24 protein-coding genes are annotated in these 24996 nt (G+C 60.5%); 20 read left to right on the top strand and 4 right to left on the bottom strand.

Features of this window, described 5'->3' with window-relative positions:
* Positions 1 to 164: 164 nt before the first annotated feature.
* Together A462_RS00005 and A462_RS00010 are read right to left on the bottom strand one after the other, a co-directional pair.
* Positions 165 to 1385 (bottom strand): CaiB/BaiF CoA transferase family protein, encoded by a 1221-nt coding sequence (locus tag A462_RS00005; protein WP_008439668.1) that lies wholly within the window; start codon positions 1383 to 1385, stop codon positions 165 to 167.
* A 13-nt stretch (positions 1386 to 1398) separates the two neighbouring features.
* Positions 1399 to 2580 (bottom strand): acyl-CoA dehydrogenase, encoded by a 1182-nt coding sequence (locus A462_RS00010; RefSeq protein ID WP_003214743.1) that lies wholly within the window; start codon positions 2578 to 2580, stop codon positions 1399 to 1401.
* 157 nt (positions 2581 to 2737) lie between these two features.
* Here A462_RS00010 and A462_RS00015 point away from each other — a divergent pair, with 157 nt between their 5' ends.
* From A462_RS00015 to A462_RS00065, 11 genes are all read left to right on the top strand, one after another.
* Positions 2738 to 3637: a LysR family transcriptional regulator gene (locus A462_RS00015; RefSeq protein WP_008439666.1), complete on the top strand. Its 900-nt coding sequence runs from the start codon at positions 2738 to 2740 to the stop codon at positions 3635 to 3637.
* A 447-nt stretch (positions 3638 to 4084) separates the two neighbouring features.
* Complete coding sequence (locus A462_RS00020) at positions 4085 to 5206, top strand: Re/Si-specific NAD(P)(+) transhydrogenase subunit alpha (RefSeq protein ID WP_008439665.1); 1122 nt, start codon at positions 4085 to 4087, stop codon at positions 5204 to 5206.
* Positions 5207 to 5221: 15 nt separating this feature from the next.
* The gene (locus A462_RS00025) at positions 5222 to 5545 is read left to right on the top strand and encodes an NAD(P) transhydrogenase subunit alpha (RefSeq protein WP_008439664.1); all 324 of its coding nucleotides are present in this window, start codon (positions 5222 to 5224) and stop codon (positions 5543 to 5545) included.
* Positions 5542 to 6978 (top strand): NAD(P)(+) transhydrogenase (Re/Si-specific) subunit beta, encoded by a 1437-nt coding sequence (locus A462_RS00030; RefSeq protein WP_003214748.1) that lies wholly within the window; start codon positions 5542 to 5544, stop codon positions 6976 to 6978. Before A462_RS00025 ends, A462_RS00030 begins: the two co-directional genes overlap by 4 nt.
* Before the next feature lie 179 nt (positions 6979 to 7157).
* The gene (locus A462_RS00035; protein ID WP_008439663.1) at positions 7158 to 8651 is read left to right on the top strand and encodes an acetyl-CoA hydrolase/transferase family protein; all 1494 of its coding nucleotides are present in this window, start codon (positions 7158 to 7160) and stop codon (positions 8649 to 8651) included.
* Positions 8652 to 8969: 318 nt separating this feature from the next.
* Positions 8970 to 9185 (top strand): DUF1127 domain-containing protein, encoded by a 216-nt coding sequence (locus tag A462_RS00040; protein ID WP_003214752.1) that lies wholly within the window; start codon positions 8970 to 8972, stop codon positions 9183 to 9185.
* Positions 9186 to 9447: 262 nt separating this feature from the next.
* Positions 9448 to 9642, top strand: a complete 195-nt coding sequence (locus tag A462_RS00045) for a DUF1127 domain-containing protein (RefSeq protein WP_003214754.1) — start codon at positions 9448 to 9450, stop codon at positions 9640 to 9642.
* A gap of 151 nt (positions 9643 to 9793) precedes the next feature.
* A complete protein-coding gene (locus A462_RS00050; RefSeq protein WP_008439660.1) occupies positions 9794 to 10114 on the top strand; it encodes a DUF2388 domain-containing protein in 321 nt (106 codons plus the stop codon).
* Between the two features lie 106 nt (positions 10115 to 10220).
* A complete protein-coding gene (locus A462_RS00055; protein ID WP_008439654.1) occupies positions 10221 to 10529 on the top strand; it encodes a DUF2388 domain-containing protein in 309 nt (102 codons plus the stop codon).
* Between the two features lie 26 nt (positions 10530 to 10555).
* Positions 10556 to 10876 carry a DUF2388 domain-containing protein gene (locus A462_RS00060; protein ID WP_003214760.1) on the top strand — a complete coding sequence of 107 codons (321 nt, stop codon included), beginning with the start codon at positions 10556 to 10558 and terminating at the stop codon, positions 10874 to 10876.
* On the top strand, positions 10873 to 12834 hold the full coding sequence (locus A462_RS00065) for a DUF7844 domain-containing protein (RefSeq protein WP_008439653.1): 1962 nt from the start codon (positions 10873 to 10875) through the stop codon (positions 12832 to 12834). The genes A462_RS00060 and A462_RS00065 overlap by 4 nt, the downstream gene beginning before the upstream one ends.
* Here A462_RS00065 and A462_RS00070 read toward each other — a convergent pair.
* The gene (locus A462_RS00070; RefSeq protein WP_008439652.1) at positions 12831 to 13232 is read right to left on the bottom strand and encodes a GFA family protein; all 402 of its coding nucleotides are present in this window, start codon (positions 13230 to 13232) and stop codon (positions 12831 to 12833) included. The genes A462_RS00065 and A462_RS00070 overlap by 4 nt on opposite strands.
* Before the next feature lie 272 nt (positions 13233 to 13504).
* Here A462_RS00070 and A462_RS00075 point away from each other — a divergent pair, with 272 nt between their 5' ends.
* From A462_RS00075 to A462_RS00115, 9 genes are all read left to right on the top strand, one after another.
* The gene (locus tag A462_RS00075; protein WP_003214766.1) at positions 13505 to 14812 is read left to right on the top strand and encodes a CitMHS family transporter; all 1308 of its coding nucleotides are present in this window, start codon (positions 13505 to 13507) and stop codon (positions 14810 to 14812) included.
* Positions 14813 to 14877: 65 nt separating this feature from the next.
* Positions 14878 to 15645 (top strand): TerC family protein, encoded by a 768-nt coding sequence (locus A462_RS00080; RefSeq protein ID WP_003214768.1) that lies wholly within the window; start codon positions 14878 to 14880, stop codon positions 15643 to 15645.
* A gap of 214 nt (positions 15646 to 15859) precedes the next feature.
* Positions 15860 to 17518, top strand: coding sequence for a Na/Pi cotransporter family protein (locus A462_RS00085; protein WP_003214770.1), 1659 nt, complete (start codon positions 15860 to 15862; stop codon positions 17516 to 17518).
* A gap of 58 nt (positions 17519 to 17576) precedes the next feature.
* Positions 17577 to 18959 (top strand): M16 family metallopeptidase, encoded by a 1383-nt coding sequence (locus tag A462_RS00090; protein ID WP_003214772.1) that lies wholly within the window; start codon positions 17577 to 17579, stop codon positions 18957 to 18959.
* A gap of 71 nt (positions 18960 to 19030) precedes the next feature.
* Entirely contained in the window at positions 19031 to 20074 is a 1044-nt protein-coding gene (locus A462_RS00095; RefSeq protein ID WP_003214774.1) for a DUF5924 family protein, read from the top strand.
* A 55-nt stretch (positions 20075 to 20129) separates the two neighbouring features.
* Positions 20130 to 21278: an ABC transporter permease gene (locus tag A462_RS00100; protein WP_032899919.1), complete on the top strand. Its 1149-nt coding sequence runs from the start codon at positions 20130 to 20132 to the stop codon at positions 21276 to 21278.
* Entirely contained in the window at positions 21275 to 22078 is an 804-nt protein-coding gene (locus A462_RS00105; RefSeq protein ID WP_003214778.1) for an ABC transporter ATP-binding protein, read from the top strand. Before A462_RS00100 ends, A462_RS00105 begins: the two co-directional genes overlap by 4 nt.
* A gap of 1 nt (position 22079) precedes the next feature.
* Positions 22080 to 23018, top strand: a complete 939-nt coding sequence (locus A462_RS00110) for an MlaD family protein (RefSeq protein WP_008439646.1) — start codon at positions 22080 to 22082, stop codon at positions 23016 to 23018.
* On the top strand, positions 23015 to 23674 hold the full coding sequence (locus tag A462_RS00115; protein WP_008439645.1) for an ABC-type transport auxiliary lipoprotein family protein: 660 nt from the start codon (positions 23015 to 23017) through the stop codon (positions 23672 to 23674). Before A462_RS00110 ends, A462_RS00115 begins: the two co-directional genes overlap by 4 nt.
* A gap of 86 nt (positions 23675 to 23760) precedes the next feature.
* Here A462_RS00115 and A462_RS00120 read toward each other — a convergent pair whose 3' ends face one another.
* Positions 23761 to 24990 carry a nucleoside recognition domain-containing protein gene (locus A462_RS00120; protein ID WP_003214785.1) on the bottom strand — a complete coding sequence of 410 codons (1230 nt, stop codon included), beginning with the start codon at positions 24988 to 24990 and terminating at the stop codon, positions 23761 to 23763.
* Positions 24991 to 24996 lie beyond the last annotated feature (6 nt).

Genomic DNA, 24996 nt, shown 5'->3' with positions numbered 1-24996 from the left:
TTTTCCGTTTCGACTGCGCCGGAAGTGGGGCGAATTATAGACTTCCAGAATCTGCCGTCAACCCTTAATTCAGCTTTTCTATCAAATAGGCATTTCTGGCTAAAAACCGACCAACTTCCCTCCATATAGAGAGCCTCAACAACCCTCTATATAGAAGAGAAGCTTCAGATGACCCCGGCCTCCCTCAAAGCCGACACATTCGCTGGCGTCAAACCCAGCACTTGCTGCAGCACCTGATGGGTATGCTCACCCAACAGCGGAGGTGCGCTGCGGTATTCAACAGGCGTCTTGGACAGGCGCATAGGACTTGCCACCTGGGGCACAGTACCAGCCAACGCATGAGGCAACTGCATCGCCAACCCGCGCGCTTTTACCTGAGGATCGGCAAACACCTGCGCCAGGTCATTGATCGGGCCGCAAGGCACACCTACTCGCTCCAGCTGAGCCACCCATTCAGCCGTGCTCTTGAACACGGTAGCCTGACGGATCAACGGAATCAGCACCGCCCTGTTAGCCACTCGCAGCTTATTAGTAGCAAACCTAGGATCATCCGCCCACTGGGGCTGCCCAGCCACTTCGGCAAATTTGCGGAACTGCCCATCATTACCCACAGTAAGAATGAAGTCGCCATCCGCCGTAGGAAAATCCTGATAGGGAACGATATTCGGATGAGCGTTACCCAGGCGCTTTGGAGAGACGCCCGTCGTCAGGAAGTTCATCGCCTGATTAGCCAGACAAGCCACCTGCACATCCAGCAATGCCATATCGATATGCTGGCCGCCACCATCATGATCCCGGTGAGCCATGGCCGCCAGGATCGCAACTGTCGAGTAAAGCCCCGTAAGAATATCCGTCAGCGCCACGCCAACCTTAACCGGTCCGGCGCCGTCTTCACCCTCCGGGCGGCCAGTCAGGCTCATCAGCCCGCCAAGCCCCTGGATCATGAAGTCGTAGCCCGCCCGCGTCGCATAGGGCCCGGTTTGACCAAACCCGGTAATCGAGCAGTAGATCAACTCCGGATTGAGCTCCTTGAGCGACTCATAGTCCAACCCATAGGCCGCCAAGCCGCCTACCTTGAAGTTCTCGATCAGAATGTCGGACTTCGCCGCCAGGTCACGCACCAGCTTCTGGCCCTCCGGCCGCGTGAAGTCGATCGTCACCGATTCCTTGTTGCGATTGGCAGACAGGTAATACGCCGCCTCAGTGGTGTTTTCCCCATACGCATCCTTGAGGAAGGGTGGCCCCCAGGCACGAGTGTCGTCGCCATTCCCGGGCCGCTCGACCTTGATCACTTCAGCGCCAAGGTCTGCAAGTATCTGCCCGGCCCAAGGGCCCGCCAGCACTCGCGACAAATCCAGTACCCGCAGGTGCGAAAGCGCGCCCATGGTCGTTCTCCTATTAATAGAACGCCTGAATACCGGTTTGCGCTCGCCCCAGGATCAATGCATGCACGTCGTGAGTACCCTCATAGGTATTCACCACTTCAAGGTTGACCAGGTGGCGGGCAATGCCGAACTCATCCGAGATGCCGTTACCACCGAGCATGTCACGCGCCATCCGGGCAATGTCGAGCGACTTGCCACACGAGTTACGCTTCATGATCGAGGTGATTTCCACAGCCGCAGTGCCCTCATCCTTCATACGACCCAACCGCAGGCATCCTTGCAGCGCCAGGGTGATTTCAGTCTGCATGTCTGCGAGCTTCTTCTGGATCAGTTGAGTAGCCGCCAAAGGCCGCCCGAACTGCTGGCGATCAAGGGTGTACTGACGCGCGGTATGCCAGCAGAACTCCGCGGCCCCCAAGGCACCCCACGAGATCCCGTAGCGTGCCGAGTTAAGGCAAGTGAACGGTCCTTTCAGGCCACGCACATCCGGGAAGATGTTCTCTTCAGGAACAAACACGTTATCCATGACGATTTCACCGGTGATCGAGGCGCGCAATCCGACCTTGCCGTGGATCGCCGGAGCACTCAGGCCTTTCCAACCCTTTTCCAGAACGAAGCCGCGAATATCGCCCGCATCGTCCTTGCCCCACACCACGAACACATCCGCAATCGGGCTGTTGGTAATCCACATCTTGCTGCCAGTGAGGCTGTAGCCGCCATCCACTTTGCGCGCGCGGGTAATCATCGCGCCCGGGTCGGAACCATGGTTAGGCTCGGTCAGGCCAAAGCAGCCAATCCATTCACCAGAGGCCAGCTTCGGCAGGTATTTCTGCTTTTGCGCTTCGGTACCGAATTCATTGATAGGCACCATCACCAGTGAGGACTGCACACTCATCATCGAACGGTAGCCAGAGTCCACACGCTCTACTTCACGAGCGATCAGGCCATAGCTGACGTAGTTCAATCCACTGCCACCGTACTGCTCTGGAATCATCGCCCCCAGCAGGCCGGTCTCACCCATTTCGCGGAAGATCGCAGGGTCAGTCTTTTCATGGCGGAAGGCTTCGAGAACACGGGGCGCCAGCTTGTCCTGGGCGAACTGTTGGGCACTGTCGCGCACCATGCGTTCTTCTTCGGTGAGCTGTGAATCCAGCAGCAGTGGATCGATCCAGTTGAAGCTTGCCTTACCGCCCATGAGTGAGTCCTCGCGAAGTAAATCAAAAGTCGTGCATGGAGCCTAGGCCGGGCAGGCGAGGAGGGCAAACGAGGATTTTGCATAGCCTTGTGCTAATTTCTCACTCCGTAACATTCAAAAGCGGCATAGATGCTCTTTACTTGTGAGGTCACGGTACATGCGCAGAAAAATTCCCAGCACCACGGCGCTGGTCAGTTTCGAGGCTGCAGCCCGCCACGAGAGCTTTACCAAGGCGGCACAGGAGCTTTCGATCACCCAGGGCGCAATCTGCCGACAAATCGCCAGTCTTGAGGAGTTTTTAAGTGTCGAGCTGTTTCGACGCTCGCGCCGGGGCGTGAAACTGACAGAAGCAGGGCTTTCCTACAGTCGCCGGGTGGCTACGCAACTTGACGCCGTGGAACGCGACACCCTTTCGATCATGGGACAGCAGGGCACCAACGTTATTGAACTGGCGGTGGTCCCGACGTTCGGCACCCAATGGCTGATCCCACGCCTCAAGGACTTTCAGCACCAGCATCCCGAAGTCACCGTCAACCTGACCAACCGCACACGGCCTTTCCTGTTCGCCGATACCGAATTCGACGCGGCAATCTACTTTGGCGATGCCGACTGGTCCGGTACCGAATCCCACAAACTGATGGGAGAAAACCCGCTCCCGGTATGCAGCCAGCGCTTGCTGGACGGTCGCACGCACTTCACTGCACACGAAATCGCCGAACTGCCCCTGCTGCAACAAACCACTCGACCCTATGCCTGGCGCCAGTGGTTCAACGCGCAACAGCTGGACATACCCCGCGACATGACAGGCCCGCGTTACGAGCTATTCTCCATGTTGTCCCAGGCAGCCATGCACGATATGGGCATTGCACTGATACCGCCGTTCCTTATTCAAAGGGAACTGAGCGATGGGCACTTGGTGATTGCCAGCCCTCAGGTACTGGCGAGCTCAAAGGCTTACTACCTGATGATTCCCGAGAGAAAGGTCGAATCAGCTTCTCTGCATGCGTTCAGGGACTGGCTGATTGATCAGTCGCATCGTTACAACCCCAATATCTAAAGGGTCTTCGTCAATTTATTAACTTTGTAGTCAACAAAATAAAATACCTACATATGTATATATATGTCGCAATTTAGAAGACCGCATCTTTTGACCCTGAAATGGCCTTTAAGCCATGTAGGTATTGGCCTGTAGCCATAAAATTGCAGCGATGCCCAAGCATTCACGTCGGCGATGGAGAAGCGCTGATATTTCGGTAAAAACCCTTTAATCTCCTGTATTTAAACGACTTTAATCTATCCATTGCGACAATCAGTTACGGGGTGACTTGTAGTTAATTTTTCGTCACCCGTCATAATCTCTTGAAGGCCGTAAAGTTCGCCTGCAAAATGCCGCGCCCCGCTGCATTTCAGCGGGATCGTGCTGATCGGCCGCCCAGATTCGCCTGTCGTGGCGCACTGGCCTTTTACAAAAATCAAAGCAAAAAGATCATGCAGGAGATTTGACGTGCACATTGGTGTTCCTCTCGAAACCCAGACCGGTGAAACGCGGGTGGCTGCCACCCCGGAAACCATCAAGAAGCTGATCGGCCAGGGCCACAAGGTCACTGTGCAAAGCGGGGCAGGCATCAATGCCAGTGTCGTCGACAGTGCCTATGAAGCAGCGGGCGCAACCATTGGCAGCGCCAGTGATGCATTCGGCGCCGAGCTGATCCTCAAGGTGGTCGCCCCCAATGACAGCGAACTGACGCTGATCAAAAGCGGCGCAGTGCTGGTGGGCATGCTCAATCCGTTCAGCAACGAAACCATCACTCGACTGGCCGAGCATGGCATCACGGCCTTTGCCCTTGAGGCCGCGCCGCGCACCTCCCGCGCGCAGAGCCTGGATGTGCTTTCTTCCCAGGCAAACATTGCCGGCTACAAGGCTGTACTGCTCGCCGCCCATCACTACCCACGCTTCATGCCAATGCTGATGACCGCCGCCGGTACGGTGAAAGCCGCTCGCGTGCTGATTCTTGGAGCTGGTGTAGCAGGGCTGCAGGCGATCGCTACCGCGAAACGCCTGGGTGCGGTCATCGAAGCGTCCGACGTGCGTCCGGCGGTAAAGGAACAGATCGAATCCCTGGGCGCCAAGTTCGTCGACGTGCCATACGAAACTGATGAAGAACGTGAATGCGCGGTTGGCGTGGGCGGTTACGCGCGCCCAATGCCAACAAGCTGGATGCAGCGCCAGGCCCTGGCCGTGCATGAACGTGCCAAGCAAGCCGACATCGTCATCACCACCGCATTGATTCCGGGTCGCAAGGCACCGACCCTGCTCAGCGCCGAGACCGTCGCTCAGATGAAGCCAGGCTCGGTGGTCATCGACCTCGCCGCAGCACAAGGCGGCAACTGCCCGCTGACCGTGGCAGACCAGGTGGTCGTGGAAAACGGTGTGACCATCTGCGGCCCGACCAACCTGGCCGGCGCCGTCGCCGCCGATGCCTCGGCGCTGTACGCACGCAACCTGCTGGACTTCCTGAAGCTGGTCTTCACCAAGGAAGGGCAGTTTGAAATCAACCTCGAAGACGACATCGTCGCCGCGTGCCTGATGTGCCGCGACGGCCAAGTCATCCGCAAAAACGCCTAAGCAGGGATTCAGACGATGGAAGAGCTTATTTCCCCCGGTATCTACAACCTGATCATCTTCGTGCTGGCGATTTATGTCGGTTATCACGTGGTCTGGAACGTCACCCCGGCCCTGCACACCCCGCTGATGGCCGTGACCAACGCAATTTCGGCGATCGTGATCGTCGGCGCCATGCTGGCAGCCGCACTCACCGTGACACCACTGGGCAAGACCATGGGCACCCTGGCCGTAGCCCTCGCGGCGGTCAACGTGTTCGGTGGCTTCCTGGTTACCCGCAGGATGCTTGAGATGTTCAAGAAGAAAGCCCCGAAAGCAAAAGAAGAGGCGCCATCGTCATGAGCATGAATCTGGTCACGACGCTCTACCTGATCGCGTCGATCTGCTTTATCCAGGCCCTTAAAGGCCTGTCACACCCGACGACGTCCCGGCGCGGCAACCTGTTCGGCATGCTCGGCATGGCGCTGGCGGTGCTCACCACCGTGGGTCTCATCTATAAGCTCGGCGCCGAGCTGGCCACTGCCGGCATTGGCTACGTCATCGTTGGCCTGCTGGTCGGCGGCACCGCCGGCTCGATCATGGCCAAGCGCGTGGAAATGACCAAGATGCCGGAGCTGGTGGCGTTCATGCACAGCATGATCGGCCTGGCTGCAGTGTTTATCGCCATCGCCGCAGTCGTGGAACCACAGTCGCTGGGTATCGTGAAACACCTGGGGGATTCGATCCCCGCCGGTAACCGCCTGGAGTTGTTCCTCGGTGCAGCCATCGGTGCAATTACGTTCTCCGGCTCGGTCATCGCCTTCGGCAAGCTGTCGGGTAAGTACAAGTTCCGCCTGTTTCAGGGCGCACCAGTACAGTTCGGCGGTCAGCACAAGCTGAACCTGGTGCTGGGGCTGTTGACGCTGGGCCTGGGCCTGGCCTTCATGTTCACCGGCAACCTCAGCGCCTTCGCATTGATGCTGGCCCTGGCGTTCGTGCTGGGCGTGCTGATCATTATCCCGATTGGCGGCGCCGACATGCCGGTGGTCGTCTCGATGCTCAACAGCTACTCCGGCTGGGCTGCGGCGGGGATCGGCTTCTCGCTGAACAACTCGATGCTGATCATCGCCGGTTCGCTGGTGGGTTCAAGCGGTGCGATCCTGTCGTACATCATGTGCAAGGCGATGAACCGCTCCTTCTTTAATGTACTGCTCGGCGGTTTCGGCAACACGGCAGACGCCGCCGGCCCGGCCGGCTCGAAAGAAGCGCGCCCGGTGAAATCCGGCTCGGCTGACGATGCAACCTTCCTGCTGACCAACGCCGACACCGTAATCATCGTACCGGGCTACGGCCTGGCGGTGGCACGGGCACAACATGCGCTGAAAGAGCTGACCGAGAAGCTGACCCACCGCGGCGTGACCGTGAAGTACGCGATCCACCCGGTTGCAGGCCGTATGCCTGGTCACATGAACGTATTGCTGGCCGAGGCAGAAGTGCCTTACGACCAGGTATTCGAGATGGAAGACATCAACTCCGAGTTCGGCCAGGCCGACGTGGTGCTGGTGCTAGGCGCCAACGACGTGGTCAACCCGGCCGCCAAGAACGATCCCAAGTCGCCCATCGCGGGCATGCCGATCCTCGAAGCGTTCAAGGCCAAGACCATCATCGTCAACAAGCGCTCGATGGCCAGCGGCTATGCCGGCCTGGACAACGAACTGTTCTACCTGGACAAGACCATGATGGTCTTCGGCGACGCCAAGAAGGTCATCGAAGACATGGTCAAGGCCGTCGAATAAACACTGCGCCAGCGCAATACCCAAAACCCTGGCCTTTAGTAGGCTGGGGTTTTTTATTGCCGGTAAAAACCGACAAAAGGCTCTAAATCGCTGCCTGGCATTCGACCATGGTAGCGGGACGAAATTTTTTGAAATCACTAGACTGCGCATCTTGCTTCCGTAGCCCGAGATAACAATCCATGTACCGTGATCGTATCCGCTTGCCTTCGTTGTTGAACAAGGTCATGAGCGCGGCTGACGCTGCCGCACTGATCCAGGACGGCATGACCGTCGGCATGAGCGGCTTCACCCGCGCCGGTGAGGCCAAGGCCGTGCCCCACGCCTTGGCCGAACGCGCCAAGACATCACCGCTGAAAATTACCCTGATGACCGGCGCCAGCCTGGGCAACGACCTGGACAAGCAACTGACCGAAGCCGGTGTACTGTCGCGACGCATGCCATTCCAGGTAGATAGCACCCTGCGCAAGGCGATCAACGCCGGCGAGGTGATGTTTATCGACCAGCATTTGTCGGAAACCGTCGAGCAGCTGCGCAACAATCAGCTCAAGCTACCGGACATCGCGGTGATCGAAGCCGTAGCGATCACCGAGCAAGGCCACATTGTGCCAACCACTTCCGTGGGCAACTCCGCCAGTTTCGCGATTTTCGCCAAGCAGGTGATCGTCGAGATCAACATGGCGCATAACCCGAACCTGGAAGGCCTGCACGACATCTATATCCCGAGCTATCGCCCGACCCGCACGCCAATTCCGCTGGTGGCCGTGGACGACCGTATCGGCAGCACCGCGATTCCGATTCCGCCGGAGAAGATCGTCGCGATCGTCATCACCAATCAGGCGGATTCGGCCTCCACCGTGACGCCGCCCGACAGCGACACCCAGTCGATCGCCAATCACCTGATCAACTTCCTTAAAGAAGAAGTCGACGCCGGACGCATGACCAACAAGCTCGGCCCACTGCAGGCAGGCATCGGCAACATTGCCAATGCGGTGATGTGCGGTTTGATCGAGTCGCCCTTCGAAGACCTGACGATGTATTCGGAAGTCCTCCAGGATTCCACATTCGACCTGATCGACGCAGGCAAGCTGAGCTTTGCCTCAGGCAGTTCGATCACATTGTCGGAACGGCGCAACGCCGACGTGTTCGGCAACCTGGAGCGCTACAAAGACAAATTGGTGCTGCGGCCCCAGGAAATCTCCAATCACCCGGAAGTGGTGCGGCGCCTGGGCATCATCGGCATTAACACCGCGCTGGAGTTCGACATCTATGGCAACGTCAACTCCACCCACGTCTGCGGCACCCGGATGATGAACGGAATTGGCGGCTCGGGCGACTTTGCGCGCAACGCGCACCTGGCGATCTTTGTCACCAAGTCGATTGCCAAGGCCGGCGCGATTTCCAGCGTGGTGCCAATGGTCAGCCATGTGGACCATACCGAGCATGACGTCGACATCCTCGTGACCGAGGTCGGCCTGGCGGACCTGCGGGGCCTGGCGCCGCGGGAGCGGGCCCGGGTCATCATCGACAACTGTGTGCACCCGGCGTACCGCGATGCCCTGAACACCTACTTCACCCAAGCCTGTTTGCTGGGCGGGCACACCCCGCATATCCTGCGAGAAGCACTGAGTTGGCACATCAACCTGGAAGAAACCGGGCATATGCTGAAGGCGTGATTGATACAGATTCGGGCTGATGCAAACACAGTTTCATCAGCCCGAGCTTCCGAGCCCAACTTTTATAAAAAACTGTACTTCTGTACCGGTCATTTCCTACTGAAATATCCTACCTCGAACTCCATAAACGCCTAAAACGCACCATAAAAGTGCCGACAGGTACAGTTGCCCCAATTTCGTACAGTACAGCCCCTATAAACAGTTAACTGGCCCCTCACAATACAGGTGAACTGTATCTAGAGAGTCTTGCCTGGGAGGAGGATCATTGGCACCAGTTAAACCACTACCTAATCCCGCCACAAGCGGAAGGATGTCATCATGGAACGTACACTCAGTTCCGATCTGTTCTTCGAAGAAAAAGCTGTAAACACCCAGGCTTCCCTGCCTCTGCGCGTTCTCGCCAACCTGATGTTGTGGCAGCGCCGCATCTCCAGCCGCCATCAACTGGCTCGTCTGGATTCGCGTCTGCTGGCTGACGCCGGTATCAGCGAAGCACAACGCTACGAAGAGCTGAGCAAGCCGTTCTGGCGCTAATTAGCGTCCGCTGGCCCTGACCCACCGGGTCCACCGCCAGCACTCCGAATTGTTAAAGCAGAACCCGCCCCGGGTAACCGGCGGCGGGTTCTGCTGTTTCTGGGGATTGGATTTTCAATGGCGAAAACAGTCGGCTTTCTACAGACCGATACAGTTTAAAAAATGTAACAATTAAGCAGTACAATTTAACCCGCGTGTATCTGTACCGGTAGCACCCTCCAGCCCAAGATGGTGTTCCAGGACCTCATGAAAGGCGCGCGTCATGAATACCAAAAACCAGCAACACCCTCGGTTGATACAGCTACTCAAGCGCACCGCTGCAGCACTCGTCTGCTGGGGGCAACGGGCCCGCACACGCAGGCTGCTGGCTCAACTGGATCCGCGGGAATTGTCCGATGCGGGTATCAGTCACGGCGACCGGGCATCTGAGCTGGCCAAATCGTTCTGGCGCGAGTAATCACCGCAGGAAGCTATCCGAACAGATAAGCGGCGGCTAATATCCGGCTACCACGTGGCGAACCCTGTAGAACGGGCGTCTGATGCCCATGGTCTCGCTGCTCAAGCAGTAGCTTTGTGCCACCCTTTCGTTCATTTACAGGAGTCACCCCATGTCCCGTCTTCACCTGCTGAGCGCTGCAGCCCTGCTGGCCCTGGCTGCCAATGCCAACGCCTCCAGCCTGATCGTGACCACGGATTCGATCGTCGGCGCACTGAAAGCCACCTCAGACGCCACCTCCGATGCCACTTCCTCCCTGCGTGACAACAAGGTCGTACGTGCCGCCCGTGACGACGCCGCCAGCTTCGTTGCCAGCGAAGGCGCCATCCGTGGCGTAAAACTGGAAAGCGCCCTGGCCCAGATCCGCCAACAGGCTCCACAACTGAATACCGCGACTGACGCGCAGCTGGCCCAGGCGATCCTGGCCATCTGACCGCAGGTGGGATAAAGGGGGCGCCAGGCGCTCCCCGAACCCTCCGCGCTGGCTCTCGCCCGGGCATTGCGCTAGCCTTGGCGCTCGTTTTCAGTTGTCGAGTCCCATGGCTTTTTCATACCGCCTGTTGATCGCTCCCGTAGTGTTTTGCACCTGCTGGTCCACGCAAGCTCCGGCCTTTGACCTGTCCACCCAGAGCCTCGTTGTCAGTGCGTATGCCACCAGCAAAGTGACCTCCGCACCGTTCGACCATAAACTGATACTGGCCGCCCAGGATGACGCTGCCGCTTTCATTGCCACTGACGGCCAATGGCGGGGAGCCCGACTGGAATCAGCGCTGGATTATCTGCGCCATACCCAGCCAAAACTTAACGCCAGTGACCTTGAACTGGCGCAAGCAATTCTCGTCCAATAATCATCTTTGTATTTCGGAGTCATTCCATGCGTAGCCCGCTGATCGCCGCCGCTCTCGGCCTGCTGTTGTTGGCCGGTGTTGCCCAGGCACAAACCCTGAAGGCCACCAGTAACATCATCGTCCGAGCCTCGGCCCGTACCATCGATTTCACCTCGGACACCACCACGTCCATCCGCGACTCCAAAGTCGTACGCGAAGCCCACGACGATGCCGCCAGTTTCGTTGCCAGCAATGGCGAGATTCGTGGCGCTCAACTGGAAGCCGCCTTCGACACCCTGCGAACCCGCGTGCCGGAAGCCCGCGACGCCAGCGACCAGGTCCTCGCCGAAGCTATCCTCTCTCTGTGAGGCGCATTGCCGCCTGGCTACTGGCCGGCACCTTGCTGCTGGGCGCCAGCGCGGCTCAGGCCGCCCTGCAACTGCGGCTCAAGACCGATGGCTTGAGCCCGGCCCAGCAGCAGGCGAGCCAGGCATTGCTGGATGAAGCGATGCAGGCGTTGCCGCCGCGCTTCATCGAGCAACTGGACCGGACCATCGACGTCGGCTGGACCGACAAGATGCCCGAGAACGCCTACGGCCAGGCTTCGCTGGTGTCCGAACTGGACCTCAACAGCAACTTGCTGGAAAGCCTTACCGACGGCAGTGCCGCGACGCAAAAAACCAATCGCCCCCACGGCACCGTGCGCCGGGAAATGCTCGCCACCGTGCTGCATGAACTGACCCACATCTATGACCGTGCCCGCCTATGGTCCAGCGCCGACCGCAAGCTGATCCAGCGTTGCAGCCGCCAGAACAACATCACCGGCCTGATCGGCCTGCCCGATCAATGCCGGGGCCAGAACGACCGCCGCTTTACCCTCAGCGATGACCCACGCCTGCTGGACCTCGCCGGGTGGCCGCAATACGTTGGCCGTCGCGGCGAACGTGAACAGAACAACCATCAGGTCGCCCGCAGCCCGGACATCTACGAAACCACCAGCCCGCTGGAATTCGTCGCCGTCAACATGGAGTACTTCCTCCTCGACCCGAGCTATGCCTGCCGCCGGCCTTCGCTGTACCGCTATTACAAGGAACACTTTGGCTGGGCGCCGCCCGCCCAGGACACCTGTGCCAAAACCTACGCCTTCCTCAACGCCGGCAACGACTTCGCCAAGACTCCACTGGGCCAGGTCGACCCCGAGCGGGTCTACGAAATCGACTACCTGCTGGCCGAAGCCAACCAGAACCTCGTGAGTCGCTGGGGCCACAGCATGCTGCGCCTGGTGATCTGCGCCCCCGGCCGGCCACGGGGCCCGGACTGCCGCCTGGACCTGGACCAGCACCTGGTGTTGTCCTACCGCGCGTTTGTCGGTGACGTACAACTGTCGAGCTGGGACGGCCTGATCGGCAAATACCCGTCGCGGCTGTTCGTGCTGCCGCTGTCTCAGGTCATCGACGAGTACACCAAGACCGAGCTGCGCGGCCTGGCGTCGGTGCCGTTGAAGCTCACGCGCCAGGAGATCAACGACACCGTCGAACACGCCGCCGAAATGCACTGGAGCTACGACGGCAACTACTTCTTCATCTCCAACAACTGCGCAGTCGAGAGCCTGAAACTGTTACGCAGCGGCAGCGCCAACCCGCAGCTGACCGGCCTGGACAACATCACGCCCAATGGCCTGCTGGAAGCCCTCAAGGGCCGAGGCCTGGCCGATACCAGTGTGCTGGACGACAAAAAACGCGCGCTGCGCCTCGGCTATCACTTCGACTCCTTCCGCGAGCGCTACCAGGCGATGTTCGAGGTGTTGAAAAAGCGCCTGCCGATCAAACAGGCTGAAGTGGAGGATTGGTTGTCACTGAGTGCCGAAGAGCGCCGCCCATGGTTCGCCGAAGCCGACCTGCGCGCCAGCGCCGCCTTGTTGCTGCTGGAACAGGCGAGCTTCCGCAAGCAGCTCATGCTGGCCCAGGATGAAGTCAAGCAACGCTACCTTGGCGCCCGCGAGCTGAAGAACGGCGGCATGGAAAAGGCCAACGCGACGTTGCAGCAGATCCTCGCCAACAGTGGCTTCCTCAGTCGCCCGGCAGAGCTGCTGGGCACCAGCGGTTACGGCTTGCCACAACCAACAGAATCCAAACGCCTGGAATCAGAGAGCGCCGCGCGCCAGAAGCAGTTGCAGTCGCTGACCGGCGATCTGGACAAAGAGGTGAGGGCGCTGCTGGAACCGGCCCGCGCGGCGGAGATTGCCGCATGTGAAGCCAACCTCAAGCAGCTAGGCGAGCACTTGCGCGCACTGCACAAGGCCTCCGGCGGGTTCGAACTGCCCTAGAGCGCTTCTCCGGCTTCTTCCGGTAGTTGCTCATCCAGGTGTAACCACGGCAATCGGCTCTCTACCCAGATGTGCCGATCTGCCGGGGCCAGCTCCGGGTGATCCAGGGTTGCGATGGTCACATCGATACTCTCGGCACTCAGTTGCGTTACCAGCGCCAAATGCGCCCCACAGTTAGAACAGAAATACCGCACGCATGTCGGCGAAGATTCGTACTGCGCCGGCGTTCCCGCCACCCAGGCGAACGCGGAACGGGGCAGGGTGATCCAGGTCGTCACCAAGCCGCCGCTGACCCGCCGGCAAATCGAACAGTGGCAGTGGGCAATATCCACCAACGCCCCGCTGAACTGATAACGCACCCGCCCGCAATGGCAGCCGCCTTGGTGTTGCTCATGCATGCTCTGTCTCCCACATCCTTATTTCACACAGGACCAGTCGTCCATTCAACGTAGCCCGTTTCTCAAGCGAAAGCTGGCTGAAAGCTTCCGGGACTAGGATCGCCCACCACTACCGGCAACAGACCGGTTGTTAACAACAACAATGGTGATTCCCGATGTCCGCTCGTACCCGCCTGTTTGCCCCGACTCCACCCGTAAGCCTCGTGCCTTTCGTTCTGCGCTGACCCAACCGGTTCGCCATTCCCTAGCCGCGCTACGCCTGGAGTATTCCTATGCTGACTTTCCTTGGCTTTGCCATGGTCATCACGTTCATGTTCCTGATCATGACCAAGCGCCTGTCTGCGCTGATCGCCCTGATCATCGTACCGATCCTGTTCGCGCTGTTCGGCGGCTTTGCCCCGCAGATCGGCCCGATGATGCTCGCGGGCATCACCAAGCTTGCGCCGACCGGCGTAATGCTGATGTTTGCCATCCTCTATTTCGCCTTGATGATCGACTCCGGCCTGTTCGACCCGGCCGTGCGCAAGATCCTCAAGCTGGTCAAGGGCGACCCGCTGAAGGTCTCGGTCGGCACCGCCGTGCTGGCCCTGGTGGTATCACTGGACGGAGACGGCGCCACCACCTACATGATCTGCGTGGCCGCCATGCTGCCGCTGTACCAGCGCATCGGCATGAGCCCGCGGATCATGGCCGGCCTGATCATCCTCGCCGGTGGGGTGATGAACATGACCCCATGGGGTGGCCCGACCGCCCGCGCCGCCAGTGCATTGCACGTGGACCCATCGGATATTTTCGTCCCGATGATTCCAGCCATGGCCGCCGGCGTCGTCGCCATCCTGGTGATTGCCTATATGTACGGCAAGCGCGAACGGGCACGCCTGGGCGAGCTGCACCTGCAAGGCGATGAAATCGACCACAGCGAAATCAGCGTCTCGCAATACCCGGACGCCCGCCGTCCGAAACTGATCTGGTTCAACGGCGCACTGACCTTCGCCCTGATGTGCACCTTGATCGCCGGCCTGTTGCCACTGCCAGTACTGTTCATGGTGGCCTTCAGTATCGCGATGATCGTCAACTACCCATGCCTGCAGATGCAGAAAGACCGGATCGCAGCCCATGCCGGCAGCGTCCTGGCGGTCACCGGCCTGATCTTCGCCGCCGGTATCTTCACCGGCATCCTGTCCGGTACCGGCATGGTCGATGCCATGTCCAAGAGCCTGCTGGCCGTCATCCCTGACGCGCTGGGGCCTTATCTGGCCGTGATCACCGCGCTGGTGAGCATGCCGTTTACCTTCTTCATGTCCAACGATGCCTTCTACTACGGCGTTCTGCCGGTACTGGCCGAAGCCGCCAGCCACTACGGCATCACTGCCGTGGAAATGGCCCGCGCCTCAATCGTTGGCCAGCCTGTGCACTTGTTGAGCCCACTGGTTCCATCGACCTACTTGCTGGTAGCCCTGGCGGGTATCGAATTTGGCGATCACCAGCGCTTCACCCTCAAGTGGGCGGTGCTGGTGTGCCTGTGCATAATGGTCGCCGCTTTGCTGATGGGGATTTTTCCGCTGTTCAGCACTCTATAATCGTACAACTCACTGCGCCGGCTCTTAAGGCTGGCGCGGTCTAACACTCGCTCAAAGGAATACACATGGAATGGCTGACCAATCCGGAAATCTGGATTGCCTTCTTCACCCTGACGGCCCTCGAGATCGTCCTGGGCATCGATAACATCATCATGATTTCGATCCTGGTCAGCCGCATGCCCAAGCACATGCAGGCGCGTACCCGGATCTTCGGCCTGGCGCTGGCGATGGTCACGCGGATCCTGTTGCTGCTGTCGATCACTTGGGTCATGCGCCTCACCGACGATCTGTTCGTGGTGTTCGGCCAAGGCATTTCCGGCCGCGACCTGATCCTGTTCTTCGGTGGCCTGTTCCTGCTGTGGAAAAGCTCCCAGGAGATGTACCACGCCCTGGAAGGTGAAGACGAAACCCACGACGAGCCGAAGGGCGCCGGTGGCAAGTTCATCTACACCATCATCCAGATCGCGATCATCGACATCGTGTTCTCCCTGGACTCGGTGATTACCGCCGTTGGTATGGTTTCCCACGTACCGGTGATGGTGGCCGCGATCATCGTCGCCGTACTGGTGATGATGCTGGCCGCCGGCACCATCAGCGATTTCATCGACAAACACCCGTCGCTGAAGATGCTGGCGCTGTCGTTCCTGCTGGTGGTAGGTACTGTGCTGATCGCCGAAGCCTTCGACGTTCACGTGCCAAAAGGCTACGTTTACTTCGCCATGGCGTTCTCCCTGGCGGTTGAAGCGGTGAACATCAAGATGCGTACCGCCATCGCGAAAAAGAAGAAACAGCAGGACCCTGTGAAACTGCGCAAGGACATTCCGGGTCAATAACCTGGACCCGCTGCTGAAAAAGGGGCTTTAGAGCCCCTTTTTTTCATCTGCAAAAAGCTGATTTCATGACAGTTTTGTTTCAATCCCGACTTTAGCTATGCGATGCTGGCGCCGAGCCCATTCGCCAACTACAGCTTAAGTACAAGACGTAGAACGGCACGCGGCACTATTCACTTGCTCCGATTGGAGCACGACTCAACACAGGGGGCCCAGCATGCTGACCCTGCTCAATCTGCTTTCCGCGGTAACCCTGCTGATCTGGGGCACGCACATCGTCCGTACCGGCATCCTGCGGGTCTACGGCTCCAACTTGCGCCAGGTCATCGGGCAGAACATGTCCAAGCGCTGGCTGGCGTTTATCGCCGGCATCCTGGTGACGGCCATGGTGCAAAGCAGCAACGCCACGGCGATGCTGGTGACTTCGTTTGTCGGCCAGGGCCTGATGGGCCTGATGCCCGCCCTGGCGACCATGCTCGGTGCCGATGTCGGTACCGCGCTGATGGCCCGGGTGCTGACCTTTGACCTGTCGTGGCTGTCGCCGCTGTTGATTTTCCTCGGGGTGATTTTCTTCCTGTCGCGCAAACAGACACGCGCCGGGCAGATGGGCCGTGTCGGGATCGGCCTCGGGCTGATCATCCTTGCGCTGCAACTGATCGTCGAAGCCGCGGGCCCGATCACCCACGCGCAGGGCGTCAAGGTCCTGTTCGCCTCGCTGACCGGCGACATCTTGCTCGATGCCCTGGTCGGCGCACTGTTCGCGATGATTTCCTACTCCAGCCTGGCCGCCGTCCTGCTGACCGCGACCCTCGCCGGTGCCGGCGTGATCGGCCTGCACGTGGCCATCGGCCTGGTGATCGGCGCCAACATCGGCAGCGGCGTGCTGGCCTTCCTCAGCACCAGCATGCAGAACGCCGCCGGGCGCCAGGTGGCCCTGGGCAGCCTGCTGTACAAGCTGATCGGCTTGCTGCTGATCATCCCGGTACTCGACCCGCTGGTCGGCTGGATGGATAACCTGGACTACAGCGCCCAAGGCATGGTGATCACCTTCCACCTGCTCTATAACGTTATTCGCTGCCTGATCCTGCTGCCCACCATCGGCCCGATGTCCCGCTTGTGCGCCTGGTTGCTCCCGGAACGCGAAGAGGTCAACGGCCTGGCCAAGCCGCGCCACCTGGACCTGGCAGCACTCGCCACCCCAAGCCTGGCACTGGCCAACGCCGCCCGCGAAACCCTGCGTCTGGGCGACCTGATCGACAACATGCTGACCTCGATGCTGGAGGTGCTGCGCGGCAAGCAAACCGCCATCACCCAGGAAATGCGCAGCCTGAGCGACGATGTCGAGGCGCTCTACAGCGCGATCAAGCTCTACCTCGCGCAAATGCCCCGGGAAGACCTCAGCGAACAGGACAGCCGACGCTGGGCCGAGATCATCGAACTGTCGATCAACCTGAAACTGGCCGGCGACCTGATCGAACGCATGCTGCGCAAGGTCCAGCAGCAAAAGACCTCCCAGCGCCGCTCATTCTCCGAAGTCGGCCTGGAAGAACTCGCGGGCCTGCAAACCCAACTGATCGCCAACCTGCGCCTGGGGCTCTCGGTGTTCCTCAGTGCCGACCCGGAAAGCGCCCGGCAACTGCTGCGGGAAAAGCGCCGCTTCCGCGCCCAGGAGCGTCGCCTGGCCCACGCCCACGTCAGCCGCTTGCAACGTAAAATCGTACAGAGCCTGGAGACCAGTTCCTTGCACCTGGAGCTGATTGCCGACATGAAGCGTCTCAACTCGCTGTTCTGCAGCAGCGCTTATGTGGTGCTGGAAACCACCGACACCGGCGCCCTCTCGGCGGACGATATTGCCGACATCACCCATTCGCCCTGAACGTACGACGGCGAGTGAAGTCAGTTAACAACGGACCTCACTCGCCAGGAAGCCTGTTATGCGTCGCCTGCTATTCGCCTGCCTGCTCATGGGTTCGGCACACACCTTTGCCTTTGACCGCCTGCAAGTCGAGGGCTACACCCTGCCCAACGGCCTGCAATTGCTGCTCAAGCCGGGCACCGAACGCGGCCATGTGGCAATCCGCCTGGTGGTGGGTGTGGGCCTGGATGACTTCAGTTGCGAAGACAAGGAACTGCCGCACCTGCTGGAGCATTTACTGTTCAGCGGGATCGACGGTGGCGGCGAAGGTGAACTGGAAGAACGCATGCAAGCCCTCGGCGGCGACTGGAACGCCTACACCAGCAATGCCGACACCACTTTCGTCATCGAGGCTCCGGCGCAGAACCAGCGCAAGGTGCTCGACCTGCTGCTGGCCATCATCACCCGCACCCAACTGACCGACGCCAACATCAATGCCGCCAAACAGGTGGTGGAGCGCGAAGACGGCGGCCATTACTCACACCTGCAACGGCTGCTGGACCGCCAGGACCTCGGCCACAAGGCCAGCAGTCAGCTTGCCGTCGAACTGGGGCTCAAATGCGCCGAGCGGGCCGAAGTCGAGCACCTGACCCGCGACCAATTGGAAAAGCTGCGCAAGGCCTGGTACGCCCCCAACAACATGACCCTGATCATCGTCGGCGACCTCGACAAGCTGCTGCCGGCCTATCTCGAACGCACTTACGGCGCACTGGATCCGGTTGACCCCAGCGAACATCGCCCGTTGCCGGAGATTCAACACGCCGCCGCCGTCCGCCGCGACCTGATCCACGGCTGGGTCGGTGACAACGCCAAGCTGCACTGGTTATTCCCCGAGCCGGTGCTGGACGACCAGTACGATGAAACCTTCGACCTGCTCAAGGACTACCTGGATTGGGCGCTGTATCGTCAATTGCGCTTGCAGCACGGCTTGTCCTATGGCCCATGGAGCGAGCGCGAAGTGCTGGGCGGCGTCGGCTTCATGAGCCTCAACGCCGACCTTGAACGCGACAACCTGCCCGAAGCCGAGCACGTGCTGGAAACCCTCAGGGCCCAACTGCTCAAGGACGGCCTCGACCCGGCCACCTTCGCCCGCCTGCAACAAGCCGCCATTGCCCGCCAGGCGTGGGCCGTTCAAGGCAACAGCGCGTTGGCCGACTATTACTGGAGTGCCTCGGGCGACTACGCCAAAGGGCATTTCAGCGACCCGGCCAAGCGCATCAAGGCCGTCAGCCTGGAGCAAGCCAACCAGGCCATGCGCGAGCTGTTCAAGCAGAACGGCTACTGGCGCATCGAAAAACCGTTGTTCAGCTACGATAGCCTCAACTGGATCGCCGCAGGCGCACTGGGGCTGATTGCGATTGTGTTACTAGGTGTGTGGCGTTATCGCAAAGGGATTGCGTAATCGGGCCCCGAGAAAACGGCTAAAACGTTATTCTGTCTGGGATTTTTCCTACAAAGACTGTGAACTGCCGAATGCCTATCCTGACCCACACCATCCAGCGCATCCTCGAGCTGATGAAGCGCTACCCAGGGGTGATTGCACTCGGCGGTTTCATCTCGGGTGTGGGCAGCTTCATCCTGGTGGATCGCCAGCAAGGCATGGCCAGCTGGATCGCGATCATCATGCTGGTGAGCTGGTTATGGCTGATGCTCGAAAACAGCCTCACCCAGCTGTTCAGCAAAGTCTTCAAACGGGAAATCCCCGAACCGCTGCTGCGCTACGCCACGCAGATGATCCATCAGGAAAGCCTGTTTTTTGTCCTGCCGTTCTTTTTTGTCACCACCACCTGGAACAGCGGCCAGTCGATCTTTACCGGCCTGCTGGGCGCGGCGGCGTTGGTCTCCATCACCGACCCGCTGTACTACAAGTGGCTGGCGCCCAAGCGCTCGCTGTTTCTCGCACTGCACACCCTGACCCTGTTCGCAGCCCTGCTGACCGCGCTGCCGATCATCCTGCACCTGACCACCGCCGAGAGTTACAAACTGGCCCTCGGCGTGGCGATGGCGCTCTCTATCCCGAGCCTGGCCGTGAGCCTGCCGCTGCGTAGCATCAAGGGCTGGGCGATGCTGTTGGGGGTTACCGCAGCGATTGGTTGCGCCGGCTGGTTCCTGCGCACTTGGGTGCCGCCCGCGACGCTGTGGATGACCGAAGTGGCCATCAGCACCCAATTGCAGGACCGCACGCCCGGCGATGACCTGAAAGAAGTCAGCGCCGCCCAACTGCGCAGCAGCGGGCTGTATGCCTACACCGCGATCAACGCGCCGCGCGGCCTGGATGAGCGGATCTACCATGTGTGGAAATTCAACGGCAAGGAAGTCGACCGCATCGCCCTGGACATCCATGGTGGGCGCAAGGAAGGCTATCGGGCCTGGACCCACAAGCAGAACTTCCCCCCCGACTCGGTAGGACGCTGGCAGGTACGGGTGCTGACCGAAGATGGCCAAGTGATCGGCGTGTTGCGCTTCAAGGTGACTGACCCCGGTCAGGGCGCTACAACGCCAGACGCGCCAAAGTAGGCAGGATCGTGCTATTACGTAGGAATTCTGGAATAGCCAAACAAGCTCGGAGCTTATGACCAGTAGCACAACGGCCGGTGCAGCCCATCTGGACACGTCCACCCAGCCTCCATTGCTGAGGATTACAGGGGATTGGACGCTTGCCCACTATGCCAACCTGAAGAAGCTGTCGGAAAAGCTCGACGGCCAGTACGACGCTGGCGCACGTATCGACCTTAACGGCCTCGGCGCCCTGGACACGGCCGGCGCCTCGCTGCTGGTGGAACTGCTCGGCCCCGAGCGCATCGAACAGTCCGCCGAACAGACCGACTGCAGCCTCTCGACCGCCGACCGCGCGTTACTGAAAACCGTCTACCGCTCTCTGAACGACTTCTGTGTGCCGGTCAAGGAACCCGAAGAAGCCGCCGGCATCATGTTGCTGGCGCGCATCGGCGGCGCGGTCTACACCGTCTGGCAAGACGGCATGAAACTGCTGGGCTTTATCGGCCTGATCCTCGAAACCTTCGCCCGTGGCGTATTCCGGCCCAAGCGCTGGCGCGTGACGCCAATGGTTGCGCATATCGAACAAACCGGCCTCGACGCGGCCCCCATCGTGGCCTTGCTGACCTTCCTGGTGGGCGCGGTGGTGGCGTTTCTCGGTGCCACGGTGCTGGCCAGTTTTGGCGCGAGCATTTTCACCGTGGACCTGGTGGCGTTCTCCTTCCTGCGGGAGTTCGGCGTGTTGCTCACCGCGATCCTGATGGCCGGCCGCACTGCCAGTGCCTTCACCGCACAGATCGGCTCGATGAAGGCCAACGAAGAGATCGATGCGATCCGCACCCTGGGCCTCGACCCGATGGAGTTGCTGGTGCTGCCCCGCGTACTGGCCTTGCTGGTGGCGCTGCCGATGCTGACGTTCCTGGCAATGCTCTCGGGCATTATCGGCGGCGGTGTGGTGTGTGCCGTGGCCCTGGATATTTCGCCGGCAATGTTCCTGTCGCTGCTGCAATCGGACATTGGCGTGCAGCACTTCCTCGTCGGCATGGTCAAGGCGCCGATCTTCGCGTTCCTTATCGCGGCCATCGGCTGCCTCGAAGGTTTCAAGGTCAGCGGCAGCGCCGAGTCCGTCGGCGCCCACACCACCTCCAGTGTGGTGCAATCGATTTTCGTGGTGATCGTGCTGGATGCGGTCGCCGCACTGTTCTTCATGGAGATGGGCTGGTGAGTCGTTTACGCCGTGCGCCCACTGAGGCGGTGATCGAAGTCCGCGGGTTGTGCAACCGCTTTGGTTCGCAAAGCGTGCACGAGAACCTCGACCTGGACTTGTACAAGGGTGAAATCCTCGCCGTCGTCGGTGGCTCCGGCAGCGGCAAGTCGGTGCTGCTGCGCAGCATCATTGGGTTGCGCCAGCCCAGCGAAGGCCAGGTGCGGGTGTTCGGGCAGAACTTGCCGAGCCTGTCGGAACATGAGCGGTCACTGGTGGAGCGGCGCTTCGGCGTGCTGTTCCAGAAGGGCGCGCTGTTTTCCTCGCTGACGGTCACCGAGAACGTTGCGTTGCCACTGATAGAGCATGCCGGCCTCAGCCGTCCCGATGCCGAGCACCTGGCGGCAGTGAAACTGGCGTTGGCCGGGCTGCCGCTGTCGGCCGCCGACAAATACCCCTCGTCACTCTCCGGCGGCATGATCAAGCGCGCGGCCCTGGCCCGTGCCCTGGCGCTGGACCCGGACATCCTGTTTCTCGACGAACCCACCGCCGGCCTCGACCCGATCGGCGCCGCCGCCTTCGATCAACTGATCCTGACCCTGCGCGATGCGTTGGGCCTGAGCGTGTTCCTGGTCACCCACGACCTCGACACGCTGTACACCATCACCGACCGCGTAGCGGTGCTGGCGCAGAAAAAGGTACTGGTGGCGGATGCCATCGATGTCGTCTCGGAAACCGACGACGCCTGGATTCACGAATACTTCCATGGCCCACGGGGCCGCGCGGCATTGGATGCCGCTCAACTGCTCAACGAGGTATGACATGGAAACCCGAGCCCATCATGTGATGATCGGTCTGTTCAGCGTGATCGTCGTGGTCGGCGCCATGCTGTTTGGCCTGTGGCTGGCCAAGTCCAGCGTCGACAGCGCATTCCAGGATTACGAAGTGGTGTTCAACGAGGCGGTCAGTGGGCTGTCCCAAGGCAGTGCCGTGCAGTACAGCGGGATCAAGGTGGGCGACGTCACCAGCCTGCGCCTCGACCCGAAAGACCCGCGCCGGGTGCTGGCGCGCATCCGCCTGGCCGGGCAGACGCCGATCAAGGAAGACACCCAGGCCAAGCTGGCCCTGACCGGCATTACTGGCACCTCGATCATCCAGCTCAGCGGCGGTACGCCCCAAAGCCCTGAGCTCAAGGGCAAGGACGGCAACCTGCCGGAAATCATTGCGTCGCCATCGCCGATCGCGCGACTGCTGAACAACAGCAACGACCTGATGACCAGCATCAACTTGCTGCTGCACAACGCCAATCACATGTTCTCCCGGGAGAACGTCGACCGCCTCAGCAATACCCTGGACAACCTGCAACAGACCACCGGCGCGATTGCCGATCAGCGCGGCGACATCAAGGTGGTGATGCAGCAATTGATGCAGGTGAGCAAACAGGCCAGCGCCACCCTGGAGCAAACCACCGCGTTGATGCGCAACGCCAACGGTTTGCTCAACGACCAGGGCAAGCAGGTGTTTGGCAGCGCCGAGAAGGCCATGCAGTCCCTTCAACAGAGCACGGCCACGATCGACACCTTGCTGACCAACAACAAGGATTCCCTGAACAGCGGCATGCAGGGTCTCAACGAACTGGCGCCAGCGGTGCGCGAGCTGCGCGAAACCCTGGGTTCGTTGCGCGCCATTTCCCGCCGCCTGGAAGCCAACCCCAGCGGTTACCTGCTGGGCAGCGACAAGAACAAGGAGTTCACGCCATGAAGCGTGCGTACCAAATGATCGCCCCCGTTGCGCTGGTATTGGTCAGTGCGTGTTCCATCCTGCCGAAGGCGGATCCCTCGGACGTGTACCGGTTGCCATCGGCGCAGGCCGCCACGCAGGCCAGCCCGGTGGCCTGGTCGCTGCGGGTGGCGAAGCCGCAGACCAGCGAATTCCTCGACAGCCCGCGGATTGCCGTGGTGCCTAACGGTGACTTGATCAGCAGCTATGCGAATTCCCGCTGGAGCGATCCAGCCCCCGTGCTGTTGCGTAACCGGTTGCTGGACGGGTTCCAGCGGGATGGGCGGGTGACGTTGCTCAGTACCGATGAGACCAATCTGCAGGCGGACTTTGAGTTGGGCGGGCAGTTGCAGGCGTTTCAGAGTGAGTATCGCGGCAGCGCAGTTGAAGTGGTGATACGGCTGGACGCACGGTTGGTGCGCGGCAGTGATCAACGGATTATTGCCAGCAAGCGGTTCGAGGTGAGGCAGCCGGTGGGGGATACCAAGGTGCCGGCGGTGGTGGCCGGGTTTGGTCAGGCTGGGGATGTGCTGAACAGGCAGCTGGTGGATTGGGCCGTCGGCCTGGGAAGCCGCGCTTTTGTGGCGAGGGAGCTTGCTCCCGTTGGGCTGCGCAGCAGCCCCAAAACCAGTCAATGAGCTTTGACTGACACACCTGCGATAACTGACTGGGGCCGCTTCGCGGCCCAACGGGAGCAAGCTCCCTCGCCACAGGAATTCAGGTCTTAGCCGAAGAACCAGTAGCACACCGCAATCGCCGCCACCACACCAGCAAACTCCGCCAACAACGCACACCCCACCGCATGCCGTGCCCGCTGGATTCCCACCGAGCCAAAGTACACCGCCAACACATAGAACGTGGTCTCGGTACTGCCCTGAATCGTCGCCGCCACCAGCGCCGGGAAGCTGTCCACGCCCTGGGTCTGCATGGTCTCAATCAACATCGCCCGCGCCGCACTGCCGGAGAACGGCTTGACCATCGCGGTCGGCAGCGCATCGACAAAGCGCGTGTCCATGCCGGTCCAGGCCACCACGTGGCGAATGCCTTCCAGGCCGAAATCCAGCGCGCCGGACGCCCGCAACACGCCCACTGCACACAGCATCGCCACCAGGTACGGCAGCAGGTTCTTGGCAACGTCGAAGCCCTCTTTGGCACCTTCGACAAACGCCTCGTAGACTTTCACCTTGCGCAGCGCGCCGATCACCAGGAACAACATGATCAGCCCGAACAGCGTGAGGTTGCCGAGGATCGACGACAGCCCCGCCAGCGCCGTGGCTGAGAGCGTCGCCAGCAAGGCCATGAAGCCACCCAGTACCAGCGCACCCGGAATCAGATACGCCAGCACCACCGGGTCCCACAGCCGCAGGCGTTGCATCACCGCCACCGACAACAGGCCCACCAGGGTCGAGGCGCTGGTGGCCAGCAGGATCGGCAGGAACACCAGCGTCGGGTCCGCCGCACCTTGCTGGGCGCGGTACATGAAGATGGTGACCGGCAGCAGGGTCAGGGAAGACGCGTTGAGTACCAGGAACAGGATCTGCGCGTTGCTGGCGGTATTGGGGATAGGGTTGAGCTCTTGCAGCGCCTTCATGGCCTTGAGGCCGATGGGCGTAGCGGCGTTATCGAGGCCCAGGCCGTTGGCGGCGAAGTTGAGCGTGATCAAGCCGATGGCCGGATGACCGGCAGGCACTTCCGGCATCAGGCGCCGGAACAGCGGCCCCAGGGCCTTGGCCAGCCAGTCGACGATCCCGGCTTTCTCGGCGATACGCAGGAAGCCCAGCCACAAGGTCAGGGTGCCGAACAGCAACACCATCACCTCGACCGACAGCTTGGCCATGGCGAAAATGCTTTCCACCATGGCCGCAAAGATCCCGGCATTCCCGCCGATCAGCCATTGCGCCAGCGCAGACACCATCGCCACGATAAAGAAGCCAAGCCACAGGCCATTGAGCATCAGTTG

The organism is Pseudomonas sp. Ag1 (assembly GCF_000278565.1).
Lineage (GTDB): Bacteria > Pseudomonadota > Gammaproteobacteria > Pseudomonadales > Pseudomonadaceae > Aquipseudomonas.
This window is presented reverse-complemented; position numbering and strand designations above follow the sequence as displayed.